Here is a 22,423-nt window from a genome sequence, read left to right on the forward strand (position 1 = left end):
GTCACGCTCCTGTCGGGGTGAGCTGGACCGCGACCGCTTCGCCGTCGCCGTCCTCGGTGACCTTCACCGCCAAGATCTTGAGCGCCTGGCTGATGTCCCGGCACGTCGCCTTGGTGGTCACGTCGACGCACCAGCCGGGCACCAGCGACGGCACGTCGACCGCGGCGTCCGGCGACAGCGTCGTCTGCTGGGAGTCCAGGAAGATCGGCGACGGGTAGTTCGCCCCGTACCGGGACCGGGCCGCGCCCGTCGCCGACGCGGTGTCGAGAATCGATGTCGCCTCGACGGTCTGTTCCAGCAGCCCGTAATACGGGTCGGTGCCGCCCCACTCCCCCTTGACGTCGTCCTTGCCGTGGACGATCCACCGCGTCGCGAGCGCCGCCCCGTCCTCCGTGATCGACAGCCCGTCGGGAAAGTCCTCGTCGGTCAGCGCCCCCACCCTGGCCGAGTAGTTCTCAGGGAGGATCAGGATCCGGCTGCCGACCGCGGTGAAGTCGAGCCCAGTCTCCGCCAGGTCGCGGAGATGGTCACCGGTCTGCCCGACGTCGACCTCGTACTCCCTGGATCCCCGGATACGGGTCGGCTCGATGATCTCCACCGTGTGGCCCGGGTCGTCCGGCGCGAACCCGTCGTCGATCAACCACTTCGCGATCTCCGCGAGCTCGTCGTCCGCGAACTGGACGTCAGCGTGCGGGACCCTGCGGTCGAGCCACGCGAGGACGTCGTACGCCTTGATCTCCACCCCGGCCGCCGTCCACTTCGGCGTGACGATGGGCCCCTCCCACACAGGCCGGCCGTTCCGCGACAAGGCCAGCTTGTGGCGCCAGGACCGCACCCGGGCGAGCGAGGCGCAGCAGTCCCCATCGGGGTGGACGAGAATCCGCGCGCTGCTGATGTTGTCCAGGACCCTCGTCCACTCCACCTCGACCAGGACGTCAGCGGACGAGATGACCGCCCCGTCCCGGTCGATGATCTGCGCCTGATGCGTCCCGCAGCCGACAGCCATGTACAGCCCTTCCTAGTAGCCGCGCCCGGAGACGCTGATCGCCACCGTGGCGTCCTCCGCCGCGGGGACCAGGGCGTCAGCGGCGATCTCCACGCAGTACCGGTCACACGTCAGGAGCTGCACCGACAACGGCCCCCCACCGCGCCCGTAGACGTCCGGAGCGCTCTCGCAGGTCCCCGAGCACTCGACCGTCGCCCGGCCCGTCTGCCCGTCGACGGTGACCGTCCCCCCTGCCGGCACGAACGCGATCTCGTACACGCTGTGCGGCGAACACCGCGCGTACTCCGCGACCTCCTCGCACGTCATGCCGACCATGTCCGCGGTCCGCTCGTAGAACGTGACCGTCACCCGCCGCAGGTCACGGCTCCCCGCGAACACGGTGATCGTCGGCGCCTGCCCGAACCACATCGGCGACGTCGCCAGGTCGAGGGAGTAATACTCCTGATGAACCGCCAGGGCCGTGCACGCGCAGGTGTCCGGGAGCGGCGGCACCGGCGGCGTCGGCGTCCGACAGCCCGGATCGGAGCAGAGCGCTTCCTCGTCGGGGCACGGCGCGAACCGGCAAGCCTTCTCACACGGCGCGAGCCTGTGCTCCTCCAGTGCCGGCCAGGCGACGTCGCACGCCCCGTCAGTGAGCTCCGCGACGACCGACCCGGGCGGGCACGCCTCCCCGGGCTCCAGGCACACAGGAGGCGCAGGAGGCTCCGCCCCGGGCTGGTGGATGCACCAGACGATGCACTCCGTGCCGTCGTCCGTCGGGACCGGCGCCTCCAGGACCCGCACCTGGTCGGTCCACATCCACGGGCTTGCCGCGACCAGTACGAACTCCACGGTCAACAAGTCCGCGCCGCTGCTCTGGCAGCCGCTCCCGGACGCACAGCCGTCGCCCCGCCGGGCGATGACGTTCGGCCCGTCGACCAGGGCGACGCGCCGGAGCGTACGGCGATGCCTCGCGGCGAACGCCTCCGGAGTCGTCACCGCCCCGGGGCAGCAGTTGAACAGAGTCATGCAGTCGCCCCCGCAGCCGGCACCCGTACAGCCCTCCAGCGCCTGCCCCAGCCAGTTCAGCCCGTAGTCGACTCCACAGCACGACGACCCGAGGAGGAGCGCCGTCACCGTGATCGTCCGCGCCAGGACCCGCGACGGCCCCAGGGCGGCACCCCCGGTCACCGCGGCCGTGACGGTCCTCGCCCGCGGGTTGGAGTCGAGACCCTCGACGGACAGCACCATCAGCCCGGCGAACTCCGCGCTCTCCGGCACGTCCGGGTCGTACCAGGGGGCCCCGTCCACGGCCGGGGAAACGTACGGCTCGTCGCCGACGAGGGCCGCGTCGAACGTGTCGCAGCCGCACGCCGAGACGCTGCTCAGCGGACTGCCAACCGACTCCAGATAGGCGGCCAATCTCGCATGGTTGGCGATCTCCGTACCGCCCAGGTCGAGGTACCACTCCAGCATCAGCGCGCCCCTGCCGTCATCCGAAAGCCCCGTCCAGAACCATCCGGTTCATCACCCGTGTCGCCGTCATGTGCGCATCGCCGACCTCGTTGATCGTCCAATGGTTGGTGACCTGCGGGGCCGCCCCGCCCCCGCCGCCCTTCGGCCCCTTCACGCCCGCGCTGAGGATGTCGAGGAGACCCGACTCCTTCGCGAGCTGCCGGGCCCGTGCCGGCCGGGTCAGCGGGATCACGACCTCCGGCCCGGCCTCGCCGATGAGGGCCGCTGTAGGCCCGGTGACGATCCCGCCGTCTGCGAAGGGCAGCAAAGACCGGACGCTGGAGGGCAGACCCGCCTTGACCTTGCCGATGATCTGCGACCCAATGTCGCCCAGCGATCCGACGATCCGCGCACCCAGGCCCCGGAACCGCTCGACGATGCTGTCAATCATCGAGTTCACCGCACCCAGCGCCGACGTCTTCGCAGAGTTGAAAGCACCGGTCACCGCGGACCGCATCCGGTCCAGTGCCGCACCTGCCCGCTCGGGCAGATTCCGGAAGAAGTTGATGACGGACGTTCCAAACGAGGTGACGTTCGCGATCGCCGCCGTCTTCGCCGAGTTGAACGCATTCACGACGCTGGTCCGCAGCCTCTCCAGAGCCGCCCCGGCCCGGCCCGGCAGCGCCACGAAGTAGGCGATGGTCGAGTTGATCCACCCCGTGACCGTGGCCGTCGCCGAGTTGAAAGCGGACGTGAAAGCGTTGATCAGGTACTCGCCCAGGGAGAGCAGGGCGTTAGCGATGTCGCCGGGCATGTCGGTGAACGCGTAGATGATGCCGGCCAGCAGCGTGAGCAGCACGATGATCAGGCCCGCGATGGCCGAGGTGAACGCGTCGATCAGGATGCCGGGCAGCGCGAGGAGGGCCGCGAGGATCTGGCCAGGGAGCGCGACGAAGAAGTTGACGACCGCAGTGAACCCGGTGCTCACCGCCGTGGAGATCGACGTGAACAGCGTCGTGAAGAACGTGCCGATCGTCGTGCCGAGCGACGTCAGGGCCCCCACGATCAGGCCCGGCAGGTTCGTGATGAACGTGATCGCGCTGGTCAGCCCGGTGATCAGCCCGGTGATGGTCGACACCACGAGGTTGATGATCGGGACGACCGTGTTGATGATCAGCCACGATGCGAATGCCGCCCCGAACTGGAGGAGCGGGGCCAGAAGCCCGATGATCATCACGTTCAGGGGGGCCAGTGCCTCGACCAGCCCCACGATCGGCTCGATCAGCGGGACCAGCGCCTCGACGACCGCGTTGAAGGAGCTGATCAGCGACGGCAGGATCGGGAGGAGCGCACCGACCAGCGCAGTGATCACCGGAGTCACCGCGGCGACGATCCGGACCAGGGCGGCGGCCAAAGTGTCCAGGACCGGGGCCAGGCCCTGGATGACCTGCGCGAGCGCCTGGCCGATCCCCGTAGCCAGCGGCGAGAGCGCCGTGACGAGCTGGACGAACGCGGCGGCGATCGGCGGAAGGATCGGGAGCAGCGCCCCCACCAGCGCCTCAATGATCGGCGAGAACGCGGCGGCCAGCGTCGTCAGGACCGGGGCCAACGCTGTGGCCAGCACAGAGACGAGCTGACCGGCCAGCGGCAGCAGCGGGGCCAGCGCGGTGATGACCTGCGCGATCGACGCCCCCAGAGGACCAAGGCTCGGGCCGATCAGGGCGAGCCCTTCGGCGAGGGCGGCGCCCACGACCTGGAGGCTCGGAGCGATCGCAGCCAGCGCCGGGCCCAGGGCGGTGATGACCCCGACGATCGCCGGACCGATCGTCGAGAAGACGGGCGCCAGGGCAGGGGCGATCGCACCGATCTGCGTCACCAACGCCCCAAAGATTGGGCCGAGTTGAGCGGCGACCGTCGCGAGCGTCCCGAAGATGTTGGAGATCGCCGTCTGGCCGGCAGCCGAGTTGACGAAGGCTGCGAAGCTGCGGGTGATCTCCTGGATGTTGGCGAGGAACCCGCCGCCGGAGACCTGAGCCGCCGAGAAGACGCCCGAGAGGATCGAGCCGATGTTGCCGAGGATGTCGCCGAGCTGCGCGAAGACCGTCAGCGCCTGGTCGACCCACCGCACCGCGTCCCCGCCCGACGCGATGCGCTGGAGGAACGACCCGAACCGCTCCCCGAGGCTGGAGATCCCCGACGCCAACCGGGCGCCGAAAGCGTCAGAGATGACCGCGGCGACCTGGAGGAACCCGGCCGTCAGCTTGTTCGTGGTGTTCGCGAGACCGCCGACCGCCGCCTCAGCGCCGCCGAGGATGCTCTCGACGTTCGAGACGCCCTGAGCTCCCTGGAGGTAGCCGGTCACCCCACGGGCCGCGCGCCCCCACTCGGAGGAGATCGCCGACAGCCCCGACTTGAGGGGGCCACCCAGGGCGCTCGCGACCTTGGTGATCTCCCCTTCGAGCTGGGAGAAGAAGGCGTCCTGCACCGACTCGCGCAGCGCCTCGAACGCGGGCTTGAGCGCGCGGACTTCCCTGGCCGCGGACTGGGCTGCCGGCGAGAGGTTCTCCAGGGACTTGGTGAACTCCTCAGCGGTGCCGGTCAGGGCCGCGCCGAACGCCTCGCTGACGCCCTGGAGGGCGAGCTTGAGCGCCCCCATGGCGGCCTGAAACCCGAGGATGACGGCCGGGAGCGCGGCGAGGATCCCAACGGCCGGGGCAAGGGCGGCCACGAGACCGATAACCCCGGTCGCCGCGGAGGACGCGGCGATGCCGATAGCGCCCAGCTTGAGCAGCCCTCCGAGCGCGCCGACCACCCGGCCCGCGATACCGCCCAGGCTCGACAGGGCGGAGGACAGGCGCCCGGTGTCGACGTCCGCGTTGACCGTTACGTCCGGCGGGTTGTGCCCACGGATACGGTCGTCGAGGTCGGACAGGTCCGGGACGACCCGGATCGACACCTCAGACCCGGCAAGCGCGGCCTGGACGGCAGCGACGAACCCCGTGGTGTCGGGGGCGACCAGGATGTTGATGCTCTGGAGCGACCGCAGGCCGGCCAGGAGCGCCGAATCGAAACGGCGCAGGTCCGGGAGGACAGTGACCGACACCGACGTGGCGTCAAGACCGCGCTGAATGTTCCGGCGGATCGCCGCACCGACGGTGCGCGTCGAGCGGTCGAGCGCGCGCTGGATCCGCAGACCCAGGTCACGGGCTTCGCCGACGGCTTCGCTGTCATCCAGGACGATGCGAATCGTCCCGGTGCCGTAGTCCTCGTCCTCGGCCACGGGGCAACCTCGCGAGAGCGATGAGTTGCCCGGCCCAGAACCAGCAGCGACCCCAGACTAGCCGCTGCGCCTGCCCGTGACCTGCGCGTCCTGCGCCGCCAGCTGCCTGGTGAGCGCCTGCGCCTGAGCAGCCGTCATCGCCCCGGGCATCCGCGGCTTCTGCCCGCCCGGAGCCCGGTAGCCCTTCGGTGGCGCGTACAGCTTCGCCCGGTTCCGCGCCCGCTCCGCGTCGTCCTCCGCCGCCTGGTCCATCGCGGACTCAGCGGCATTGAGCATCGTCGACAGCGGCCAGGTATGGAGGTCTACCCCCTGGAGCGCGAGCCCGCCCTCCCAGGATTCCCAGGACTCCGCGATGCTTGCGCAGAGCCGCCAGACGACGTAGGAGGGCGCTTCGCTCCACCGCCGTACAGCTCGACGGCGAACTCCAGCAGCTCGACCATGATCCGGTCAGGCAGGGGCAGGGACACGCTCACCACGGCCGCGCCGTCGCCCGCGCTCTCCGCCGCGTCGGCCGCCTCCGCCGGGCTGCCGTACGAACCGAGGGTCTCCCCGCCGGCACGGACCTCCCACTGCGCGAAGACCTTCGCCGACTCCGGAAGCATCAGGTTCGCGAGGAAGACACGGAGCTCGTCGACGACTTGGCGGAGGACCGCCGGTTCTGCTGCGGTGAGGTCGCCGTCGACGCCGGCAGCGCGCTGCGTGGTCCGCAGCCGCTCATAGGCGTCGAGGAACTGGTCGCCCATGACCTCCGGCTGAAACAGCAAGGTGTGCTCACCGATCGCGGCCTCGTGAGGCTCGACGTTGAGCGCGAAACTCTTCTTCACGGGGTGGCTCCTCGTGGTGCTGCTCTCGCGTCCGGCCCACAACCAGCGACGTACGCGAAGGGTAAGGCACCGGGCGGAACCTCCGATGTTGCTCAAATCGGGTTCGGCCGGGCGAACCGGGAGGCATCATCACGCCATGACCACTCCACGGCGCGACCGCCGCCGCAACCAGACCAGCACCTCAAGCCCGGCCCAGGCCCCCCGCCGGGACGACAGCTTCACCTACGTCGACACGTCCCCCTCGTACAGCTCGCCGTCGTCGTCCTGCGACTCCAGCAGCTCCGGGAGCTCCTCGTCCGACTCCGGCTCATCCAGTTGTGGCGGAGGCGGGGGCGGGGGCGGGGGCGAGTAGCGGACTACGCTGCACCCTGGGTGCGCCGGATCGAGCCGGCACGATGGTGCCCCCGGCCAGCAGGCCGGGGGCACCGTCGCATTCAGGCGCCCATGCGCAGGGCACGGCCCAAGAAGTCGTTGGCCCTGGTGCCCGGGTGGTTCACCTTCGCCGCGAAGATCACGTCCCCGTCGATGACGAACCGCAGCACCTTCTTACGGCGCGGCCGGATGACGTGCGGCCGGGTGCCGTCGAGGACGAACCTCGTCGCGGGGTGGTCGCAGACGATGACGCCCTGGAGGCCGCGCGGCCCGTCGACCACCTTCCACGACACGAAGTTGCCCATGCTCCCCGGGGCCTCCCGCTCCGCGATCCGGGCGGTGCGCTCCGTCCGCGTCGCGAGACGCCGGGCCACCACCCCGTTACGGAGGCGCAGCGACCGGGCGATACGCCCCGGATCGATCCTCACCTCAACAGGCATCGCACACCCCTCTCCAGGCCCTTCACGGGGCCACCTCTTCCGGGCACCCGCAGCCCGCCAGGGCCACGGTCGCCCGCTGCTCCAGCCCGACGCAACCGCCCTCCGGACCGAGGACCTTCTGCTGCCCCAGCAGGAAGCGACGGCCGCGCGGCCGGACCGGGTCCGTACCGGGCAGGCAGCAGAGCAGCGCGTTGTAGACGGTGACCATGTCGACGTGCAGACGGCGAGCAGCCGCCTCCAGGTCCTCGCACGACGGCGGACACCCGTCGTCGTTCGGCGTCGGCGCGCAGCGGAGCAGCGTGATGACCAGCTCCACCGCGGTGAACGGCGGAGGCGTGCAGCCCTTCACTCCGAACACGGTCCGGGCCTCCGCCGGGAAGGACTCCAGCGTCGCGGAGTAGATCCGGGCGACCGACACGGTGAGCTGCCCGCTGTCCTGGCCGGCAGGGGTACCGCACGGGTCCTCGCACGAGTCCCACGCCGCGAGCCCGGGGATCACACAGGCCCGGCACGGACAGCCCGGCTGACCGGGGATCTGCGCCGACGCGTCGACGAGCGCAGCGCACACGCACCCGAGGACCTGCGACGTCAGGTCGTGGATCGCTTCTGGTCTCAGGGCCACAGCTGCACCCTCGGCCTCCGGTAGTCGGGCGAGTAGACCCGCGAGGCGCTGCTCATCCCGTACGGGTTCACCGCGGACAGCCAGGCGTCGGCGAGGGGCAGCCCGGTCCGCCCCTCCGCGTACACCACCGACGGGTCAGGCATCTCGATCTCAACTCCCTGCCGCACAAGCCGAGTTAGGTTCTTTGCCGCCCGGCACCCGCACGCCCCCGGGCTGCACCCCTTGAGGTAGTGGCACGTGAGCTCTGCCGCCGCCGCGAGCGCACCGGGCGACAGGGGCAGCCCCCACCGGTACGTCACGGTGAACGTGTCCTCGGCGCCGGTCGGGGCCGCCATGTCCTGACACTCCGGCCAGCAGTCGCCATCGAGGCGCACCAGGTTGCCGGGGGCGTCGACCCGGTAACTGGCCTCCGGCAGTACGACACCGCCGACGTCGACGGACACGACGTCATAGACCGGGCCCGGGAGGTACACCTCGCACAGCTCCGTACACGAGCAGTCCGTACGGCACCCGCACGCAGAGGCGTTCCTCCACACCCCGTCGGCCCCGATGTACGGGATCCACGGCCCCGTGCCGGCACCGGCCTGGAAGCTGTAGAACCCGCTGTCGGCGCACTTCTTCCGGCACGGGCGGACCGTCACCGGGCACGGACCCCACCGCCGCCCCGAGAGCGCCCAGAGGATCTCTGACGCCACAGCAGACCAGCGGACGACCTCCGCCTCCTCGACACCGTCCGGGACGTCACAGCACAGCTCCAGCGGCCCCCACGGGTCACACGGGCCCACTTGGATGGGCATCAGCGGCTCCAGTCGTCATGAGCGGAGGAGGGCCGCGCGGGGCGGCCCTCCTCGTCGGGCACAGCGGGTCAGGGCACCGGGACCGGGGTCACGCAGTCCTCGCCGACCGGCGTGTACGTGCAGACCGGCTCAGGCGGCGGAGTCGTCGTCACGAACGTCCGGCGGTGGCACGTCCCGCCCAGCGGCGTGAGGAGCGGCCCCGGCGTCCCCTGAGCGTTCGTCGGCATCACGTCGTACGGGCCGGTGCCCCACCCGCCTCCGGCGCGGCTCGCCCCGGTGAGCTGGAGCGTGACGGCCTCCGCCCCGATCTCCATGTCGCCGAGGAGCCCGTTCGTGATCCAGGGGATCAGGAAGTAGATCCACGATCCGGCGGCGGCGCCCTCGATGTCACAGGCGTCCTCGCTCAGGACCTCCGCCCAGAGCTCCAGGGCGAAGCCGGTGTCACAGGCCACCGAGCAGTCGTCATGACCGATCGGCGTCCCGTCGTACCCGAAGACGACCGGGTTGCCGGTCGTGACCTCGATGAACTCCGGGCTGACGCTGAAGAAGTTGAGCTCGACGTCGTACCCGTTGAACGTCGGGCAGCCGCGCTTGAAGCCACACTGCCGGCCATTCGCAGCCTTGTAGGAAACGTCCTCGCCGTCCTCGATCACCGGGTTCATGGCGAGGGACGCGAAGCAGTCGAAAACGAACCCGCTGTCGTCGCCGCAGAGCGGGCGACCACAGCCGTCCAGGCGAGTCACACGGACGATGTCCGCGTTCGCAATCAGGGGGCAGCCCATCGGGCCCTCCAACGAAAGTTGGTCGGCCCGGCCCAGAACCAGCGGCTCCCCCCAGCATAGCCAGTAGGCGGCCCCCGAACCGGGTCGGACCGGGGGCCCCCACCAGGGGCGTTACTTGCCCTTCGCCTTCGTCCTGGCCGTGCTGCCCGACGGCTTACCGGCCTGCTCCGCGCGCACCTCCGCGAGGGTCCGCACCACCGGGTGCTCCGGCTCCCCGCGGATCTCCTCGTACTCGGCGGCGGTGATCTCCCGGAACTCCTCCGGCGGCGGCAGCAGCCCCCTGGACCGCATCACCGTGGTGTTCGTCGGGTTGGCGTAGTAGCGGCGTTCCATGGCACTCCTATCCCTGGTTGGTCTGGGTGTCGATCGTGGCGTCGGTGACCCACGAGGCGATCGTCACGGACCCCGACACCACGTTGATGGCGGGGTACATCACGGTGAAGGATCCGACCGTGGGGAGGATGTCCCACAGCGTTTCGTTGGCGGTGATGTTCCGGACGACGCGGCGAGCCACACCACCACGGGCCGTCAGCAGCCCCCAGCCGGGACGCACCTGGAGCGGCACCGCGTCCTGCTGGACGACATAGCCGAGCTGGAACACGGCATCCGGGGTGTGCGTGATGTCGAACGTGCCCGTGGCGGTGATCTCGTAGCCCCACCGCCGGCAGTTGTTCCCGATGAAGTTCGGCGGGATGTTGAACTGCTGGTTCGCCGTCGGGTCGATGATCGTCCACCCGCCGGTCGCGGTGATCGGGTCAGCGATCCCTCCGACGAAGTGGTCCACGTAGATGTGGTCCATCGCGGAGTAGTGCTCCGGCGGGGACCAGATCTGCCCCGTGGCCGGGTCACACTTCGTACCCGACTCCGCGACGACGTCACACGCCCAGGGCCAAGCCTCCTGCCCGGCCGCAGGCGCCACGATCAGCGGGTCGCCGACCGCCCCGGTCCCTTCGAGACCGCACCCGGTGACCAGCTCGACGTACAGCCCGTCGGCGCCCGAGCCGATGAGGTTGGCGCCACCGCCCGGAGGCGTCGCGTCCAGGCGCACGGCGGAGGACACCACGTACGGCGTAGCCGGGGCCCCGGTGCCGGTGACCGTGGAGTCGATCGTCGGGGTGTCGAGCGGCTGCACCACCACCGCAGCCGTCGGCGTGTACAGACCTCCGTCCGTGCCGATGATCGTCGTGTTCCCGGCGTCCGCCGAGATCTGCGCCTCCATCACACCCGTGACCGGGTCGTAGTCGAGACCGTCACCCGCCGAGATGCAGCCGCGCACCTGGGCGCACTCCAGGTACAGCCCGTCAGGCCCGGCGTTGATGAGGTTGGTCCCGCCGCCCGGGGGCGTCGCGTCGAGGCGCACCGCCGCCGACACCACGTACGGCGTGGCCGGGGCGCCCGTGCCGGTGACCGTCGCGTCGATGGTCGGCGTATCGAGCGGCTGCACCACCGTGGCCGCGCCGCTCCCGACGAGGAGCCCGCCGTCAGGGGCGATCGTCGCCGTGTTGGCCGGGTCCGTCGACAGCTGCAGCTCCATCACGCCCGTTGCCGGGTCGTAGTCGAGACCGTCACCGGCCGAGATGCAGCCACGGACTCCGGCGCACTCGACGTACAGCCCGTCGGCGCCGGAGCCGATCAGGTTGGTGCCTCCGCCCGGGGGCGTCGCGTCCAGGCGCACGGCGGAGGACACGACATACGGGGTGGCGGGGGCGCCGGTCCCGGTAACCGTGGTGTCGATCGTCGGGGTGTCGAGCGGCTGCACTACCGTGCTCGCTCCGGCCGGCACGAGGAGCCCACCGTCAGGGGCGATCGTGAGGGTGTTCGCCGGGTCGGTGGACAGCTGGGCTTCCATCACCCCGGTGGCCGGGTCATAGTCCAGGCCGTCACCGGCCGAGATGCAGGTCCGCACCTGCGCGCACTCGACGTACAGCCCGTCAGGGCCGGAGCCGATCAGGTTCGTCCCGCCGCCCGGAGGCGTCGCGTCCAGGCGCACCGCCGCCGACACCACGTACGGCGTGGCCGGGGCGCCCGTGCCGGTGATCGTGGCGTCGATCGTCGGCGTATCGAGCGGCTGCACGACCGTGCTCGCCCCGGCCGGCACGAGGACCCCGCCGTCAGGGGCGATCGTGGCCGTGTTCGTCGGGTCCGTCGACAGCTGCACCTCCATCACACCGGTGGCCGGGTCGTAGTCCAGCCCGTCACCGGCCGAGATGCAGCCACGCACCTGGGCGCACTCGACGTACAGCCCGTCGGGCCCGACGCCGATGAGGTTGGTGCCGCCGCCGGGGGGCGTGGCGTCGACCTTGACGTTGGACGTGAGGACGTACGGCGTCGCACCGGACCCGTTACCCGTCAGCGTCTGGTCGACGGTGGCCGTGTCCGGGGCCGTGAGGCCGGTCCCTCCGGTGGAGAGGAGCCCGCCGTCCGGGCCGATGCTGATGATGTTCCCGGCCGCTACGGAGATCTGGGCTTCCATCACCCCCGTCGCCGGGTCGTAGTCCAGGCCGTCACCGGCCGAGATGCAGCCACGGACTCCGGCGCACTCGACGTACAGCCCGTCGGCGTTGCTGCCGATCAAGTTGGTGCCGCCGCCCGGGGGCGTCGCGTCGAGGCGCACCGCGGCGCTGACGACGTACGGAGTCGCCGGGGCCCCGGTGCCGGTGACCGTCGCATCGATCGTCGGGGTATCGAGCGGCTGCACGACCGTGGACCCAGCCGGGGTGTACAGCCCGCCATCAGCGGCGATGCTCGTGGTGTTCCCCGCCACGGCCGAGATCTGGGCCGTCATCACCCCCGTGGCCGGGCTGTAGTCCAGCCCGTCGCCGGCAGAGATGCAGCCCCGCACCTGCGCACACTCGACGTACAGACCCTCCGGCCCGACACCGATCAGGTTGGTGCCTCCGCCCGGGGGCGTCGCGTCCAGCTTCACGTTCGAGGTGATGACGTACGGGGTCGCGGGTGCCCCCGTACCGGTCACCGTCTGGTCGACCGAGTTGGTATCCGGGGCGGTGACGACGGGCAGTACGTCGCCACCGGTCGCGCTGATGACGAAGGGAGTGCCGACCTGGCCGTCCCCGGTCACGGTGACCCCGGTACCGGCGTTGATCAGGCAAGAGCAGGGCGTGCGGCAGCAGGGGGCCATGGGCCGTTCCTTCACACCGGGACGAGACCGCGTGAGGCGACTCGTGGGGAAGGCCCGGCCCAGAACCAGCAGCGCCCCGCCAGCATAGCCGCGGGCCCCAGCACGGGGCCCGTGTGTCACACGCCCTGACCGGCGAGGGTGGCGTCGCAGTGGACGGTGACCCCAGCTGCGGGGATCGGGACCTGGAGGACCGACAGCCCGAGGATCACGACAGCCGGGGACCGGCGCACGTTGAACGTCACCGACGACGCCGACAGCGCGGAGACCCGGCACTCGGTGACGTCCGTGATCGCCGTCTGCACGGCGTGCGTCACCACCGGTGCCACCGGGAAGGGCGGGGTGAAGGTGAACGTGACGTTCCCCGACGCATCCGAGATCCCTGTACCGGCGAAGGTGCGGCGGGCGACCGCCACCGGGGACTTCACGACCCACCGGGCACCGTCGGACTGGACCTGAATGCTGTTCCCCGGGGCCACGGACAGGGTTGCCACGGCGGCGCCGCCACCGTTGGTGAACGGTGTCGCGCCGACCGACGACCAGACCACCGTGGCCGCCCCAGTGTTCACCAGGACGTGAGTGCGCTGCGGGACCGTGATCGGGTCGGGCAGCGACTCGGTCGCCGTGGCCGCCTCGATGTGGAGCGCCTCGGAATCGTGCAGTGCCATAGCTCGTCCTATCCGGTAGAGGGGCAGGCCTACACCCAGTCGTCGAAGCCCTTGTTGGCGAGCCGGTTGCTGTTGACCGCGGTGGCGGTCTTGGTGAACTGGCCGTCCACGATGGAGGACTGGACCAGGAACGCCCCGGTGTTCACCGTCGCCTGCGCCCCGGCCCTGGAGCGCACGAAGGACCCACCGGCCTGGATGTTCACCGTGGACTGCGAGTCGACGTGCGACCCGTCGAAGACCCCGGACGCGGCCGGGTCGGTGATCGTGACGACCGACCCGTTGAGGACGGAGCAGCGCTGCACGGGGGTGAGGCCCCCGGCCGCCCCGGCCGCCCCGGTGAGGACGAGCGCGGACTGCTGCCCGAGGATCTGCGAGTTCGAGACCGTGTCGATCGTCGTGCCGTTGGTGCGCTCCTGCCGGATGAAGCCCTGCACCAGGCAGTTGTTGATGGACAGGGCTCGGGTCGTGCCGGCCAGGTTGCTGATCATGAAGCCGCCGTTGCCGATGAGGCTGCTCCCGATGACGCCGATGGCCCCCGGGCCGACCTGCCGCAGCGACGCCTGCGCCAGCACCGACCCGCCCCCGACGGAGAGCGTTCCGGCACCGACCGCCCCGGCGTCCTGGACGAGCTGAGACCCGTTGAGCGTCGACCCGGAGATGAACAGCGGGGAAGTCGTCGCCGGGTCGCGGGTAATGAGGGTCACCCGGATATCGCAGTCCAGGACCGTGACCGTGCCACCCGCACCGGCCAGGGTCCAGGCCGTCACCCCCCGGACCTCCGACCGGGACAGCACAAGGTTCGTGGCACCCGACTTGATGATGTTGACGTTGTGCAGCTCGCACGACTGGATCAGGACGGTCCCGGTGCCCCCGAGGTCGACGGTGCCGCCGATGATCCGGTTGTCCGCGATCGTCTCCGCGCCCGTCAGCGCCCCCCAGTTCGGCAGGGCGACGTCGTTGATCCGGTTGTCCCGGATCGTCGCTGACCCGGCGTGCCAGGGGAACTGACCGTGCACGGTCGGGGCGTCTGCGTCGACGTCCTCGACGGTGTTGCCCCAATCGTCCGTCAGGCGCGTGATGGAACCAGCCGCGCCCAGGTCGATGTCGTACGTGCCGGCCCAGGCGGAGGCGGCGAAGCTCGTACGCACCCGGGCCGTCGCGCCGAACTCGGACGGGCCGACCGGGTTGAGCTCGATCTCGGTCGCGCTGGTGTTGCCCGCCGTGCCGATCGTCGGGGTGTCCGTGTGCAGGACGACGACGCAGTTCTCCCGCAGCCCGCCCGCCGCCCTCAGCGCGAGGGCGGCGGCACGGGTCATACGCGGGGCGTACGGGCACTCCGGGATCGCTGCCGGGGTGTACGAGCCGGACGTGGCCATTCAGGCGCTCCTAGGTGCGGTGGGTTCCATGCCCGAAGGGCCCGTCACTGCCGGGTGCTGATGACGAGGAAGTCCGACCCGGCGACCCCGGTGAAGGCGAACGCCTCCGCGAGGGTCTCCCCGGGGCCGTCGACCGACCAGGTCAGCGTGACCCCGGTCGGGATCGTCGTCACGCCCTGGCCGAGGTTCACCGTCACCGGCCCCGTGAGAACGGTGAGCGTCACCGACCGGGCGCCGCTCGCGATCGTCACCGTCCCGGCGTTCGTCTGCCGCTGCGCCGTCGAGTCGAGCGTCGCCGCAGGCCGCGGGGCGGAAGCGTCCGCGATGCTGCCGAGGAGCCGGTCCCGCCGGTCGTCGTTGCATCCGGTCGTCTCCACAACCTGGTCGATGACGGCCCGCTGCGTGCCGGCATAGACGACCGGGGTCAGGACCTCGTCCTGCTCGGTCGTGACCGTGTGGAGGCTGAAGTTGTCGAACGCGAGGTCGTTGCCCCCGGCCACACCGCTGTTGGAGTACAGGCCGACCGACGTGTACCCCGTCGCCCCGGTGTAGACGAACGTGGCGTCGGTCTGCCCCCAGTTCCCCGTGGGCGGCGTGGTGAGGGGGAACAGGCCACCGGGCGCAGCCGGGCCGCCGATCTTCACCGCGACGTCGTACGGGGCGATGATCACGGCCGCGTCGGCCATCAGCTCGTACGCCTTCCCGTTCTCCAGGAAGACGTTCTGCCACTCGATGATCGGGATGGCCGTGTTGGGGCCGACGTTGACCGCCATCGAGCGGGCGCCGAGCGCCTCGATCTGCGCACCGGTCGCGTTGCCGCCCGTGACCTGCCCGGCGTTCGTGCTGAAGAACGCCCACGTGCTCGCACCGCACGGGGCCGCGAACAGGTTCGGTCCACAAGGGGCGTAGCTGGTCGTCCACCCGGGACCGGCGACTGAGCTAAGGGCCAGCCCTGAGGACTGCTCGAAGTCCCCGTTGGTGAGGAGGTTCGGGCCGGTGGTGAACTGCTCCGACCCGACGTCCTCGCACGACGCGATGATCTGCGCGGTCGCGTCCGGGGTCGTGCACCCGTAGGTCACCGCCCCGACGGGCACGTACGGGGCCCCGGCCAGAGTCAGGTCGGCGCTGGAGAGCAGCGCGCCCGTCGCGTCGAAGGTGAGGCGGCGGACGAAGGTCCCGTTGTCGTCGCACAGCTCGACCAGCTCGGTGTCCGCGGTGACAACGGTCCCCCCGCACGGGACGAACGTCAGGCCAGGCTCAGCAGGGCTCACCGGGATCTGGTGCTGGTCGAACAGAATCCACCCGGGCGCGGGCAGCGAGTCGTCGTGGCGGATGGTGCCGGTGTGGATCTCGTCGCCGGTGCTGGTCTGCGTCCAGCACACCACCTCGCGGTCGATCGGGTCCGTGGCGCCACACGCCTCGACCGGGCCCACCGGAACGTAGGGGGTGCTCCCGTCCAGCTCGAAGTCCCACTGCGCGTCGCTCACCCCGAGGATCGGGCTGTCGACGTACCAGCGCAGGAACTGGTGACCGGCGTTGCCCGCGTCGCACAGCACGTGCGACTGCTGGGTGAGCTCCGGACAGACGACGATCGTGTACGTGCCGGCGGGGACGACCTCGCCCGACAGGTCGTACAGGACGGGGTCGCCGTTCTCGTCCAGGGTCATGAACCCCGACTGGCTGAGGTCGGGACCGCCGAGGGAGTAGCAGACCGGGCCGAGAGTCTGGCCCGTCTGCTGCGCGCACGGCCCGGGGGTCCATCCGCCATCAGGGGTGATCGGGAGCCCGTTGACGCCGAGGAACGTCACCTCGATCCCGCCGTCCGGGGTGCGCAGCTCACGGCGGAACGCGGTCTGCGGTACACCGCCGACCGTGGCGCAGATCGCTACGTCCTCGAACGTGCTGGGGGTGTTGACGATCGTCGTGCCACCGCCGCCCCCGTCACCACCTCCGCCGCCCACGATCGTGACGGGGATCGGGCAGCGCGCCGAAATCTCCAGCGTGCGCCGCGCGGTGGCCGGGCAGCCGGCACCGGTGGCGTCGACGGTCAGGTTCTCCCACGTCGAGTCGTACTCACCGCTGTCGTCACGGCTCTCCGCGCCGACGTACAGCCGCAGGTTCGGCACATCGGCCGGAGGCACCGACACCGCAACGCTCAGGGTCTGCACCTGGCCGAGCTGGCTCGGGATGATGCTGTACTGGTCCCGGTCCAGCACAGCGCCCGACGCCGTGTCGACCAGCCAGAAGTACAGCTCTGGCTCGCCGTTGCCTGCGGTCTGCGACCCGTCGTCGTTGGGTGTGACGTCCACGGAAGCGCTGACGTTGACCAGCGTCACACAGGCCGGGATCGGGTCCAGGGCGATCGGGAACGCCCGCCAGTTGGACACACCGGCCGGGCGGGCGACCGCGTCCCTGGCCTCCTTGATCGCCTGGAACGCGCCGCCGGAGTTCATCGACAGGCCCATGCGCAGGGTCGGCGGAACCGTGATGCACGCGGTGATGTCGACCCGGTCGAAATACTGGATCGGCCCGTTGCCGTCGTTCCAGTCGACCGACGCGGACACGAACGTCTGCCCGCCTTCGGAGATCACCGACGTCAGCAGGCGCAGCGGCTGGGACCGCGTCGTCTGGTTGATGTTCTTGGGAGCCAGGGGGGCGGACGCCACGGTGCAGCAGGCACAGGACGCACCGACGCGGGACGCGCCCGCGCGCTGGATGCTGATCGTGTTGGAGCAGAACCCACACGGCCCCGGGTTCGGGTCGGAGGGGAGCGCCTGGCCACACGTACAGGACTGCCCGTACTCGTCCAGGACGATCGCGAAGACGCCACCGGTCCAGTTGTTCAGACCGAGGTTGCCGAACCCGCCGATAGGTGTGGCCTGGGTGCCGGCCGCCCCATCGGTGAACACGAAATACTGGCCGTCGCCACCGGGCGTGGTGCCGTCGTGGCTCGCCATCGTGACGGCGGCGTTCATGCCCTCGCTGGTCGAGAACGCCTGAGGCACCTGCCAGATGCCGTTTGACCCGCCGCGCCCGTCCGCCAGCCGCAGCCAGCCCGCGCCATCGCCGTCGTTCGTAGGTGCGCCCGCGGTCAGGAACGGCAGGTCTGCCGGGTCTCCGGTGACGACCGGGCCGGGCTGGTCGAAGGTCGTGTTCCGGAACGTCTCCGCGACGGGGAAGCCGGGCGGGAGCGCGCTCGCCGGACGGTCCCAGGTGCCGCCGCACAGCGGGTCGGCCGTGGCGTCGTCGTTGAAGACGGAGTTGGCCAGTGGAGCGGAGACGTCATCCAACAGCGTCTGTTGCACGACCGGCTCACCCGGTCCGCACTCCGCCCCCAGGTCCTGGTTGGACTCCGGGGTGCAGTTCGAGTACGGGTCACAGACCTGGACCGTGTTCAGCGTCGTATAGGGGGCGCCGTCCAGGCCGAAGTCCGCGGTGGACAGGATCGTGCCGGCAGGGCCGATCGTCTTGACCCGCTCGAACTGGACGGCGGACCCGTCAGCCTCGTTGACGTCACACAGGATCTCCACCGCGTGGCTGATGGTGTCGCCGCACGGCTGCAAGACGCCCTGCGCGACGTACGGCAGCCCGGTGACGGGGTCGACGAAGACGGGGGCCCCGACCGGAGTGCCCTCGCTGTCGTACTCGTACACAGCGAGGGCGGAGCCGACGATGTCGCCGTTGGGCAGCACGTCACAGAGCAAAGTCTGTTCGACGTCGACCGCGTCACCGCCGGAGCCTGAGCCGCAGTCAGGTAGTGGCTGGACCGGCATGTCAGCTCTCCTCGTGGTGCGCCATGCGGCGGTGGGTGTCCCGGCCTCGCTCGGTCGGGAAGGCGCGCGGGCAGACGTCGCACACGTAGCCGTCTGCCGGCGGGGTGTCCTCGGTGCTCTGGTCGCTTGAGTCGCTGCCCCCGGCGGCGGCTTCCTCCGGCACCGGGTCGAGAGTGACGCTGTCCGGCCCGTACGCGGACTGCGGGACGTCCGGGAGGACGTCGCCCGGGGTCGCTTCCAGCAGGCCGTCCACGGTCGCGTCCAGGCCCTCAGCGGTCGCGACGCCGAGAAGGTCCGTACCGGGCGGGAGCAGCGCGACCGTTTCAGGCCCGGCCTCCCCCGCCAGGACCAAGCCCTCCGTGCACTCGGGATGGGGGTGGACCTCCTGCCCGTCCTCCTCGAAGCAGGTCCCGCAGTCGAGGAGCCGCGCCGGAGGGGTGCCCTCCGTCGGGGACACGTACGGGCGTCCGTCGACGAGGGAGCCGATCAGGAGCGCTTCCGGGGCGACGGCGAACAGCGCGGCGTCGACGGCGAAGGTCTCGGCGGACGAGGTCCGCACCTTCGGGTCCTGGGCGACGCCCCACTGGGCGAACGCCTGGCGGCGCGCGGGCGCGGGCTGGACATGGATGAGGCTCACGTCGTCGCTCCTCACGGGCAGACCGTCACGTTGATGGCGCACACGGCGCAGGTGGTGCCCACGACGTAGGTCCGCTCGGCGAGGACACGGCGGTCGTTGGTGCGGATGTTGACGGAGGCGTTCCGGTCGGGGATGACGTCGACCGGGCCACGGCGGATCACGAGCGGCCCGGTGGCGTACAGCCACGCTGTCCCGGGCTCTGCCGGCAGACCGTCCGGGCCGATGTTCAGCGCGCTATACCCGGCACCGATCACCACACAGTTGCCGGTGAGGGTGCGGAGCGCCCCGGTGGCCGGGTCCTCGTGGACGATGTTGCAGCAGCCGAGGAGCGCCGCCGCCCCGGTCGGGACGTGCAGGGTGCCGATACCGCCGTACCGCTCGCCGAGACAGCCCTCCAGGGCGGCGACGCCCTGTGCGACGCTGACCGGCCCCTCCTCCGGGGTGAGGTCGTCGGCGTTCGGGGCGAGGAACTGACGCATGAACGCCGCTTCGACCCCGGCCTGTTCTCCCAGCGCCAGGGTGGCCAGGGCGTGGTCGACGGCCTCCTCGTACGTCCAGCCCGGGGCCGAGCACTCCGCCCCGGCGTAGACAGTCAGCGGGGCCGCCTCCTCGATCTGCGGGCGGTCGAACTGCTTCGCCGGCACGACCGGGGGCGGGTCACCTGGCGGGCACCAGTCGGTATCCCGCACGGGGTCACAGCCGAGGGCAAGCCACTCGACGCCGAGCAGGTCGTGCGGGTCGGTGACGTCGCTCACCGTGGAGCAGGCACCAAGGATCCCGTGGGGCAGAGGGACACCTGGAATTGCCTCGACGCTGCGCCGAAGTCCTGGGGACGGCACGTCAGTTCACCCCTACCTGTACGGAACCGGACATAACCGCGGCGCGTTCATGCAGGTAGGAGGGCCGACGGCGCAGCACACGCCGCCGACCCGGACCGACACCCCTTGACTCAGAAGGAGTACGGCCATGACCGAGCGTACGTGCTCGATCAACGGATGCGACAAGCGGTGTTTCTGCCGCGGTTGGTGTTCCATGCACTACAGCCGGTGGCAGCGCCACGGCGACCCCCTTCGGGAGAACGTGATCGTCCAGTACGCGGGGGTCGACTTCGCGGAGCTGGTCGACCGGAGCGGAGGCGATGAGGCGTGCCACCCGTGGAGCGGCCCCACGGATCAGCAGGGATACGGCCGGTACCGAAAGGCGGACCAGCTCGACGAGCGGGCGCACCGCGAGGCGTACCGGCGTCATCACGGAGAAGTCCCGGACGGCGCGAGCGGGTACGTGCTGGATCACCGGTGCCACGACCCGAGGACGTGCAGCGGCGGACCGACCTGCCAACATCGGCGCTGCTGCAACCCGGCCCACCTGGTCGCCGTCCCCAACGGCGACAACGCGGTGAAGCCGAGGAACGCGAAGTGGGGGCCGGACTACAGCCCGACGTGTTCGGTCGCCGGGTGTGAGAGGCGCAACAAGACGAACGGGCTGTGTGACCCGCATTACACCCGATTCAGGAAGCACGGCGACACCTTCCCTTCCATCCCGATCGCCAATGACAGGAGCAGCCGCCGGAAGCTCTGACTGCCGGCGGCAGTGGCGGGCTCCGTGTTCAGGTCACGGAGCCCGCCACTGCTGTGCGTGCTACGCCGCTGGACACGTCAGCAATGTCTGGGCCCCGGTCTCGCCGGAGGGGCAGACGGGGACGGTGACGTACCGGGTGTCGATCGACCGGTCGATGAGCGTCACGCATTCCTCGCTGAAGAGGGCCGTGTAGTCGTTCGTGACGAACTTCGAACTGTCGTGGATTACGCCGAGGTTGACCTCCTCGCCGCGTCCGATCTGGAGCTGACCGGCCGGGTAGATGAGGAAGTTGACCGTGGCGGGCCAGTCGGTTGCGGGGGTCGCTGCGCCGATGTCGGTCGGCACGGCGGGGGCCAGGTTCCGCGCCCACTGGATGCGGACGCCGAGGGGGCTGAACACGGCCTGCACGTCGGCGGTGGTGACCTCGTCGACGCTGACCCCGTTGCGCCGGGCGATGTCCGCGAGGAAAAGGTTCCGCGACCACCAGGGGAAGACCACTTCGAGGCTGATCGAGTCACAGAGGCTGTGACGCTCGATCATGTCGGCCGACTGCAACGCGACCGCCGCGAAGACCGGGGCCAGGGCGCCGAACGTGCCGAGGATCGTGACCGGGGTCGCCGCGGCGGCGGCCTGGGCGAAGAGGACGGTGCGGAGGCGGATCTCGTGGGCGACCATCGCGTTGCGGAGGTACCAGGAGGTGAGCTCCGGGAAGTGCCTCTGCGTCAGGATGCCGGACTCCAGGCAGACACCGACCGCGTCACAGCGGGCCTCGACCGGGTCGGGGCACGGAATCTTAAAGCAGGGCTTGGTGTTGCCCGCGATGTCGTCGGCCTCCGTGTGGACCCACGTCAGGGCCGCCACGTCGAGCGACGGCGTCTTGTAGTACCTCAACCCTCCGCGGGCGAGCTGGACCTCCGGGGCGTCCCACAGCATGTCGGCACAGGCCACGTCGGTGATCTCGTAGACCGTCTCGGAAGGCGCGCACCAACCGCCGGACGCGACGAGGTCGCCCTGCGGGAGGCGACGCTGCGACGCGGCGTGCATCGCGACGCTGGTCCCCTCCGGCGCCGACGAGGAGTCGGTGACGATCATGTCCTTCGGGTACGGGTGCCGGTAGCTGATGACCTGGCCCACGCCACCGCCCGCGGTCTTCAAGGCGTTGGCGCGGGAGATGATGCCCGCCGTGATCGAGTCGAACTCCAGCGGCTGCCCCGGGGAGTAACCCGGGACGTCGACCGCCGCGGTGATCGTGGTGTGCGGGGCGGGCGGCTCCGGCAGGACGGACGGCTGCCGGCGGCGGACGCCGGACAGGTTCAGGGCGGGCCGGGCCGTCACGGAGGCCGTCGCGGCCGGGGCCACGGGTGCGGGTTCCGGTGCCGGCTCGACGGCCGCAGTCGTCTCCTCGGTGGTCTCCTCGACCGGGGCCTCCGGCGCGGCCGGGTCGCCACCGCGTACCTGCGCGGCGAGGGCGTCGATCTCCGCAGCGGCTTCGGTCGCCGCGGTGACGCGAGCGGCCTGCTCGGTGCGGATCTGCTCGATGTTCCCCGCGAGGGCGCGGAGCGTCTCGATGCCCTGGGGGGTGATGCTGGTGCTCGTTGACCGGGCCTCGAACGCGGAGACCGCAGCGTCCAGCAGGTCAGACAGCTGTGTGTCGTCGAGGGGGGTGATGTCCTCGGGGAACTCGAACGGCTCGGCCAT

At 70.7% G+C, this 22,423-nt stretch carries 19 protein-coding genes; 2 read left to right on the plus strand and 17 right to left on the minus strand.

Translation table 11 applies throughout. The annotated features are described in order from the left end of the window. Nucleotide 1 precedes the first annotated feature (1 nt). The 5 genes from ACH4RG_RS22955 to ACH4RG_RS22975 are packed head-to-tail and all read right to left on the minus strand — an operon-like array spanning nucleotide 2 to nucleotide 6,544. Entirely contained in the window at nucleotides 2-1,006 is a 1,005-nt protein-coding gene (locus ACH4RG_RS22955; protein ID WP_398540081.1) for a hypothetical protein, read from the minus strand. A 12-nt stretch (nucleotides 1,007-1,018) separates the two neighbouring features. After that, nucleotides 1,019-2,461 (minus strand): hypothetical protein, encoded by a 1,443-nt coding sequence (locus ACH4RG_RS22960; RefSeq protein WP_398540082.1) that lies wholly within the window; start codon nucleotides 2,459-2,461, stop codon nucleotides 1,019-1,021. 16 nt (nucleotides 2,462-2,477) lie between these two features. Next, on the minus strand, nucleotides 2,478-5,720 hold the full coding sequence (locus tag ACH4RG_RS22965; protein WP_398540083.1) for a hypothetical protein: 3,243 nt from the start codon (nucleotides 5,718-5,720) through the stop codon (nucleotides 2,478-2,480). A 57-nt stretch (nucleotides 5,721-5,777) separates the two neighbouring features. Beyond that, complete coding sequence (locus tag ACH4RG_RS22970; protein ID WP_398540084.1) at nucleotides 5,778-5,996, minus strand: hypothetical protein; 219 nt, start codon at nucleotides 5,994-5,996, stop codon at nucleotides 5,778-5,780. A 26-nt stretch (nucleotides 5,997-6,022) separates the two neighbouring features. Continuing rightward, the gene (locus ACH4RG_RS22975; RefSeq protein WP_398540085.1) at nucleotides 6,023-6,544 is read right to left on the minus strand and encodes a hypothetical protein; all 522 of its coding nucleotides are present in this window, start codon (nucleotides 6,542-6,544) and stop codon (nucleotides 6,023-6,025) included. A 136-nt stretch (nucleotides 6,545-6,680) separates the two neighbouring features. Here ACH4RG_RS22975 and ACH4RG_RS22980 point away from each other — a divergent pair, with 136 nt between their 5' ends. Next, nucleotides 6,681-6,896 carry a hypothetical protein gene (locus tag ACH4RG_RS22980; RefSeq protein ID WP_398540086.1) on the plus strand — a complete coding sequence of 72 codons (216 nt, stop codon included), beginning with the start codon at nucleotides 6,681-6,683 and terminating at the stop codon, nucleotides 6,894-6,896. 82 nt (nucleotides 6,897-6,978) lie between these two features. On the opposite strand, the gene ACH4RG_RS22985 is transcribed toward ACH4RG_RS22980, so the two are convergent. The 11 genes from ACH4RG_RS22985 to ACH4RG_RS23035 all read right to left on the minus strand — a co-directional run bounded on the left by ACH4RG_RS22985 (nucleotide 6,979) and on the right by ACH4RG_RS23035 (nucleotide 19,902). Beyond that, the gene (locus ACH4RG_RS22985) at nucleotides 6,979-7,356 is read right to left on the minus strand and encodes a hypothetical protein (RefSeq protein ID WP_398540087.1); all 378 of its coding nucleotides are present in this window, start codon (nucleotides 7,354-7,356) and stop codon (nucleotides 6,979-6,981) included. A 22-nt stretch (nucleotides 7,357-7,378) separates the two neighbouring features. Next, nucleotides 7,379-7,978: a hypothetical protein gene (locus ACH4RG_RS22990; protein ID WP_398540088.1), complete on the minus strand. Its 600-nt coding sequence runs from the start codon at nucleotides 7,976-7,978 to the stop codon at nucleotides 7,379-7,381. Next, on the minus strand, nucleotides 7,969-8,775 hold the full coding sequence (locus ACH4RG_RS22995; RefSeq protein WP_398540089.1) for a hypothetical protein: 807 nt from the start codon (nucleotides 8,773-8,775) through the stop codon (nucleotides 7,969-7,971). The genes ACH4RG_RS22990 and ACH4RG_RS22995 overlap by 10 nt, the downstream gene beginning before the upstream one ends. A 68-nt stretch (nucleotides 8,776-8,843) precedes the next feature. Next, nucleotides 8,844-9,518, minus strand: coding sequence for a hypothetical protein (locus ACH4RG_RS23000; RefSeq protein ID WP_398540090.1), 675 nt, complete (start codon nucleotides 9,516-9,518; stop codon nucleotides 8,844-8,846). 150 nt (nucleotides 9,519-9,668) lie between these two features. Beyond that, nucleotides 9,669-9,890 (minus strand): hypothetical protein, encoded by a 222-nt coding sequence (locus ACH4RG_RS23005; RefSeq protein WP_398540091.1) that lies wholly within the window; start codon nucleotides 9,888-9,890, stop codon nucleotides 9,669-9,671. Between the two features lie 7 nt (nucleotides 9,891-9,897). Further along, entirely contained in the window at nucleotides 9,898-12,696 is a 2,799-nt protein-coding gene (locus tag ACH4RG_RS23010; RefSeq protein WP_398540092.1) for a hypothetical protein, read from the minus strand. Between the two features lie 116 nt (nucleotides 12,697-12,812). Next, nucleotides 12,813-13,361, minus strand: a complete 549-nt coding sequence (locus tag ACH4RG_RS23015; protein WP_398540093.1) for a hypothetical protein — start codon at nucleotides 13,359-13,361, stop codon at nucleotides 12,813-12,815. A gap of 29 nt (nucleotides 13,362-13,390) precedes the next feature. Beyond that, on the minus strand, nucleotides 13,391-14,737 hold the full coding sequence (locus ACH4RG_RS23020; RefSeq protein ID WP_398540094.1) for a hypothetical protein: 1,347 nt from the start codon (nucleotides 14,735-14,737) through the stop codon (nucleotides 13,391-13,393). A 44-nt stretch (nucleotides 14,738-14,781) separates the two neighbouring features. After that, nucleotides 14,782-18,510, minus strand: coding sequence for a hypothetical protein (locus tag ACH4RG_RS23025; RefSeq protein ID WP_398540095.1), 3,729 nt, complete (start codon nucleotides 18,508-18,510; stop codon nucleotides 14,782-14,784). A 1-nt stretch (nucleotide 18,511) separates the two neighbouring features. Then, a complete protein-coding gene (locus tag ACH4RG_RS23030) occupies nucleotides 18,512-19,147 on the minus strand; it encodes a hypothetical protein (protein WP_398540096.1) in 636 nt (211 codons plus the stop codon). Between the two features lie 11 nt (nucleotides 19,148-19,158). Further along, nucleotides 19,159-19,902, minus strand: coding sequence for a cupin (locus ACH4RG_RS23035; protein ID WP_398540097.1), 744 nt, complete (start codon nucleotides 19,900-19,902; stop codon nucleotides 19,159-19,161). A gap of 211 nt (nucleotides 19,903-20,113) precedes the next feature. On the opposite strand from ACH4RG_RS23035, the gene ACH4RG_RS23040 reads away from it, so the two are divergent. Beyond that, nucleotides 20,114-20,725 carry an HNH endonuclease signature motif containing protein gene (locus ACH4RG_RS23040; RefSeq protein ID WP_398540098.1) on the plus strand — a complete coding sequence of 204 codons (612 nt, stop codon included), beginning with the start codon at nucleotides 20,114-20,116 and terminating at the stop codon, nucleotides 20,723-20,725. A gap of 60 nt (nucleotides 20,726-20,785) precedes the next feature. On the opposite strand, the gene ACH4RG_RS23045 is transcribed toward ACH4RG_RS23040, so the two are convergent. Beyond that, nucleotides 20,786-22,423 carry a major capsid protein gene (locus ACH4RG_RS23045; RefSeq protein ID WP_398540099.1) on the minus strand — a complete coding sequence of 546 codons (1,638 nt, stop codon included), beginning with the start codon at nucleotides 22,421-22,423 and terminating at the stop codon, nucleotides 20,786-20,788.

The organism is Streptomyces sp. NPDC021019 (genome assembly GCF_044333295.1).
Taxonomy (GTDB): Bacteria; Actinomycetota; Actinomycetes; order Streptomycetales; family Streptomycetaceae; genus Streptomyces.

What these genes read in the sequence shown, in the direction of transcription:
- ACH4RG_RS22960 (WP_398540082.1), bottom strand. Translation starts at nt 2,461, where the DNA reads ATGCTGGAGTGGTACCTCGACCTGGGCGGTACGGAGATCGCCAACCAT.
- ACH4RG_RS23040 (WP_398540098.1), top strand. Translation starts at nt 20,114, where the DNA reads ATGACCGAGCGTACGTGCTCGATCAACGGATGCGACAAGCGGTGTTTC.
- ACH4RG_RS23020 (WP_398540094.1), bottom strand. Translation starts at nt 14,737, where the DNA reads ATGGCCACGTCCGGCTCGTACACCCCGGCAGCGATCCCGGAGTGCCCG.
- ACH4RG_RS23045 (WP_398540099.1), bottom strand. Translation starts at nt 22,423, where the DNA reads ATGGCCGAGCCGTTCGAGTTCCCCGAGGACATCACCCCCCTCGACGAC.
- ACH4RG_RS23025 (WP_398540095.1), bottom strand. Translation starts at nt 18,510, where the DNA reads ATGCCGGTCCAGCCACTACCTGACTGCGGCTCAGGCTCCGGCGGTGAC.
- ACH4RG_RS22955 (WP_398540081.1), bottom strand. Translation starts at nt 1,006, where the DNA reads ATGGCTGTCGGCTGCGGGACGCATCAGGCGCAGATCATCGACCGGGAC.
- ACH4RG_RS23010 (WP_398540092.1), bottom strand. Translation starts at nt 12,696, where the DNA reads ATGGCCCCCTGCTGCCGCACGCCCTGCTCTTGCCTGATCAACGCCGGT.
- ACH4RG_RS23015 (WP_398540093.1), bottom strand. Translation starts at nt 13,361, where the DNA reads ATGGCACTGCACGATTCCGAGGCGCTCCACATCGAGGCGGCCACGGCG.
- ACH4RG_RS22995 (WP_398540089.1), bottom strand. Translation starts at nt 8,775, where the DNA reads ATGCCCATCCAAGTGGGCCCGTGTGACCCGTGGGGGCCGCTGGAGCTG.
- ACH4RG_RS22970 (WP_398540084.1), bottom strand. Translation starts at nt 5,996, where the DNA reads ATGCTCAATGCCGCTGAGTCCGCGATGGACCAGGCGGCGGAGGACGAC.
- ACH4RG_RS22985 (WP_398540087.1), bottom strand. Translation starts at nt 7,356, where the DNA reads ATGCCTGTTGAGGTGAGGATCGATCCGGGGCGTATCGCCCGGTCGCTG.
- ACH4RG_RS22980 (WP_398540086.1), top strand. Translation starts at nt 6,681, where the DNA reads ATGACCACTCCACGGCGCGACCGCCGCCGCAACCAGACCAGCACCTCA.
- ACH4RG_RS23005 (WP_398540091.1), bottom strand. Translation starts at nt 9,890, where the DNA reads ATGGAACGCCGCTACTACGCCAACCCGACGAACACCACGGTGATGCGG.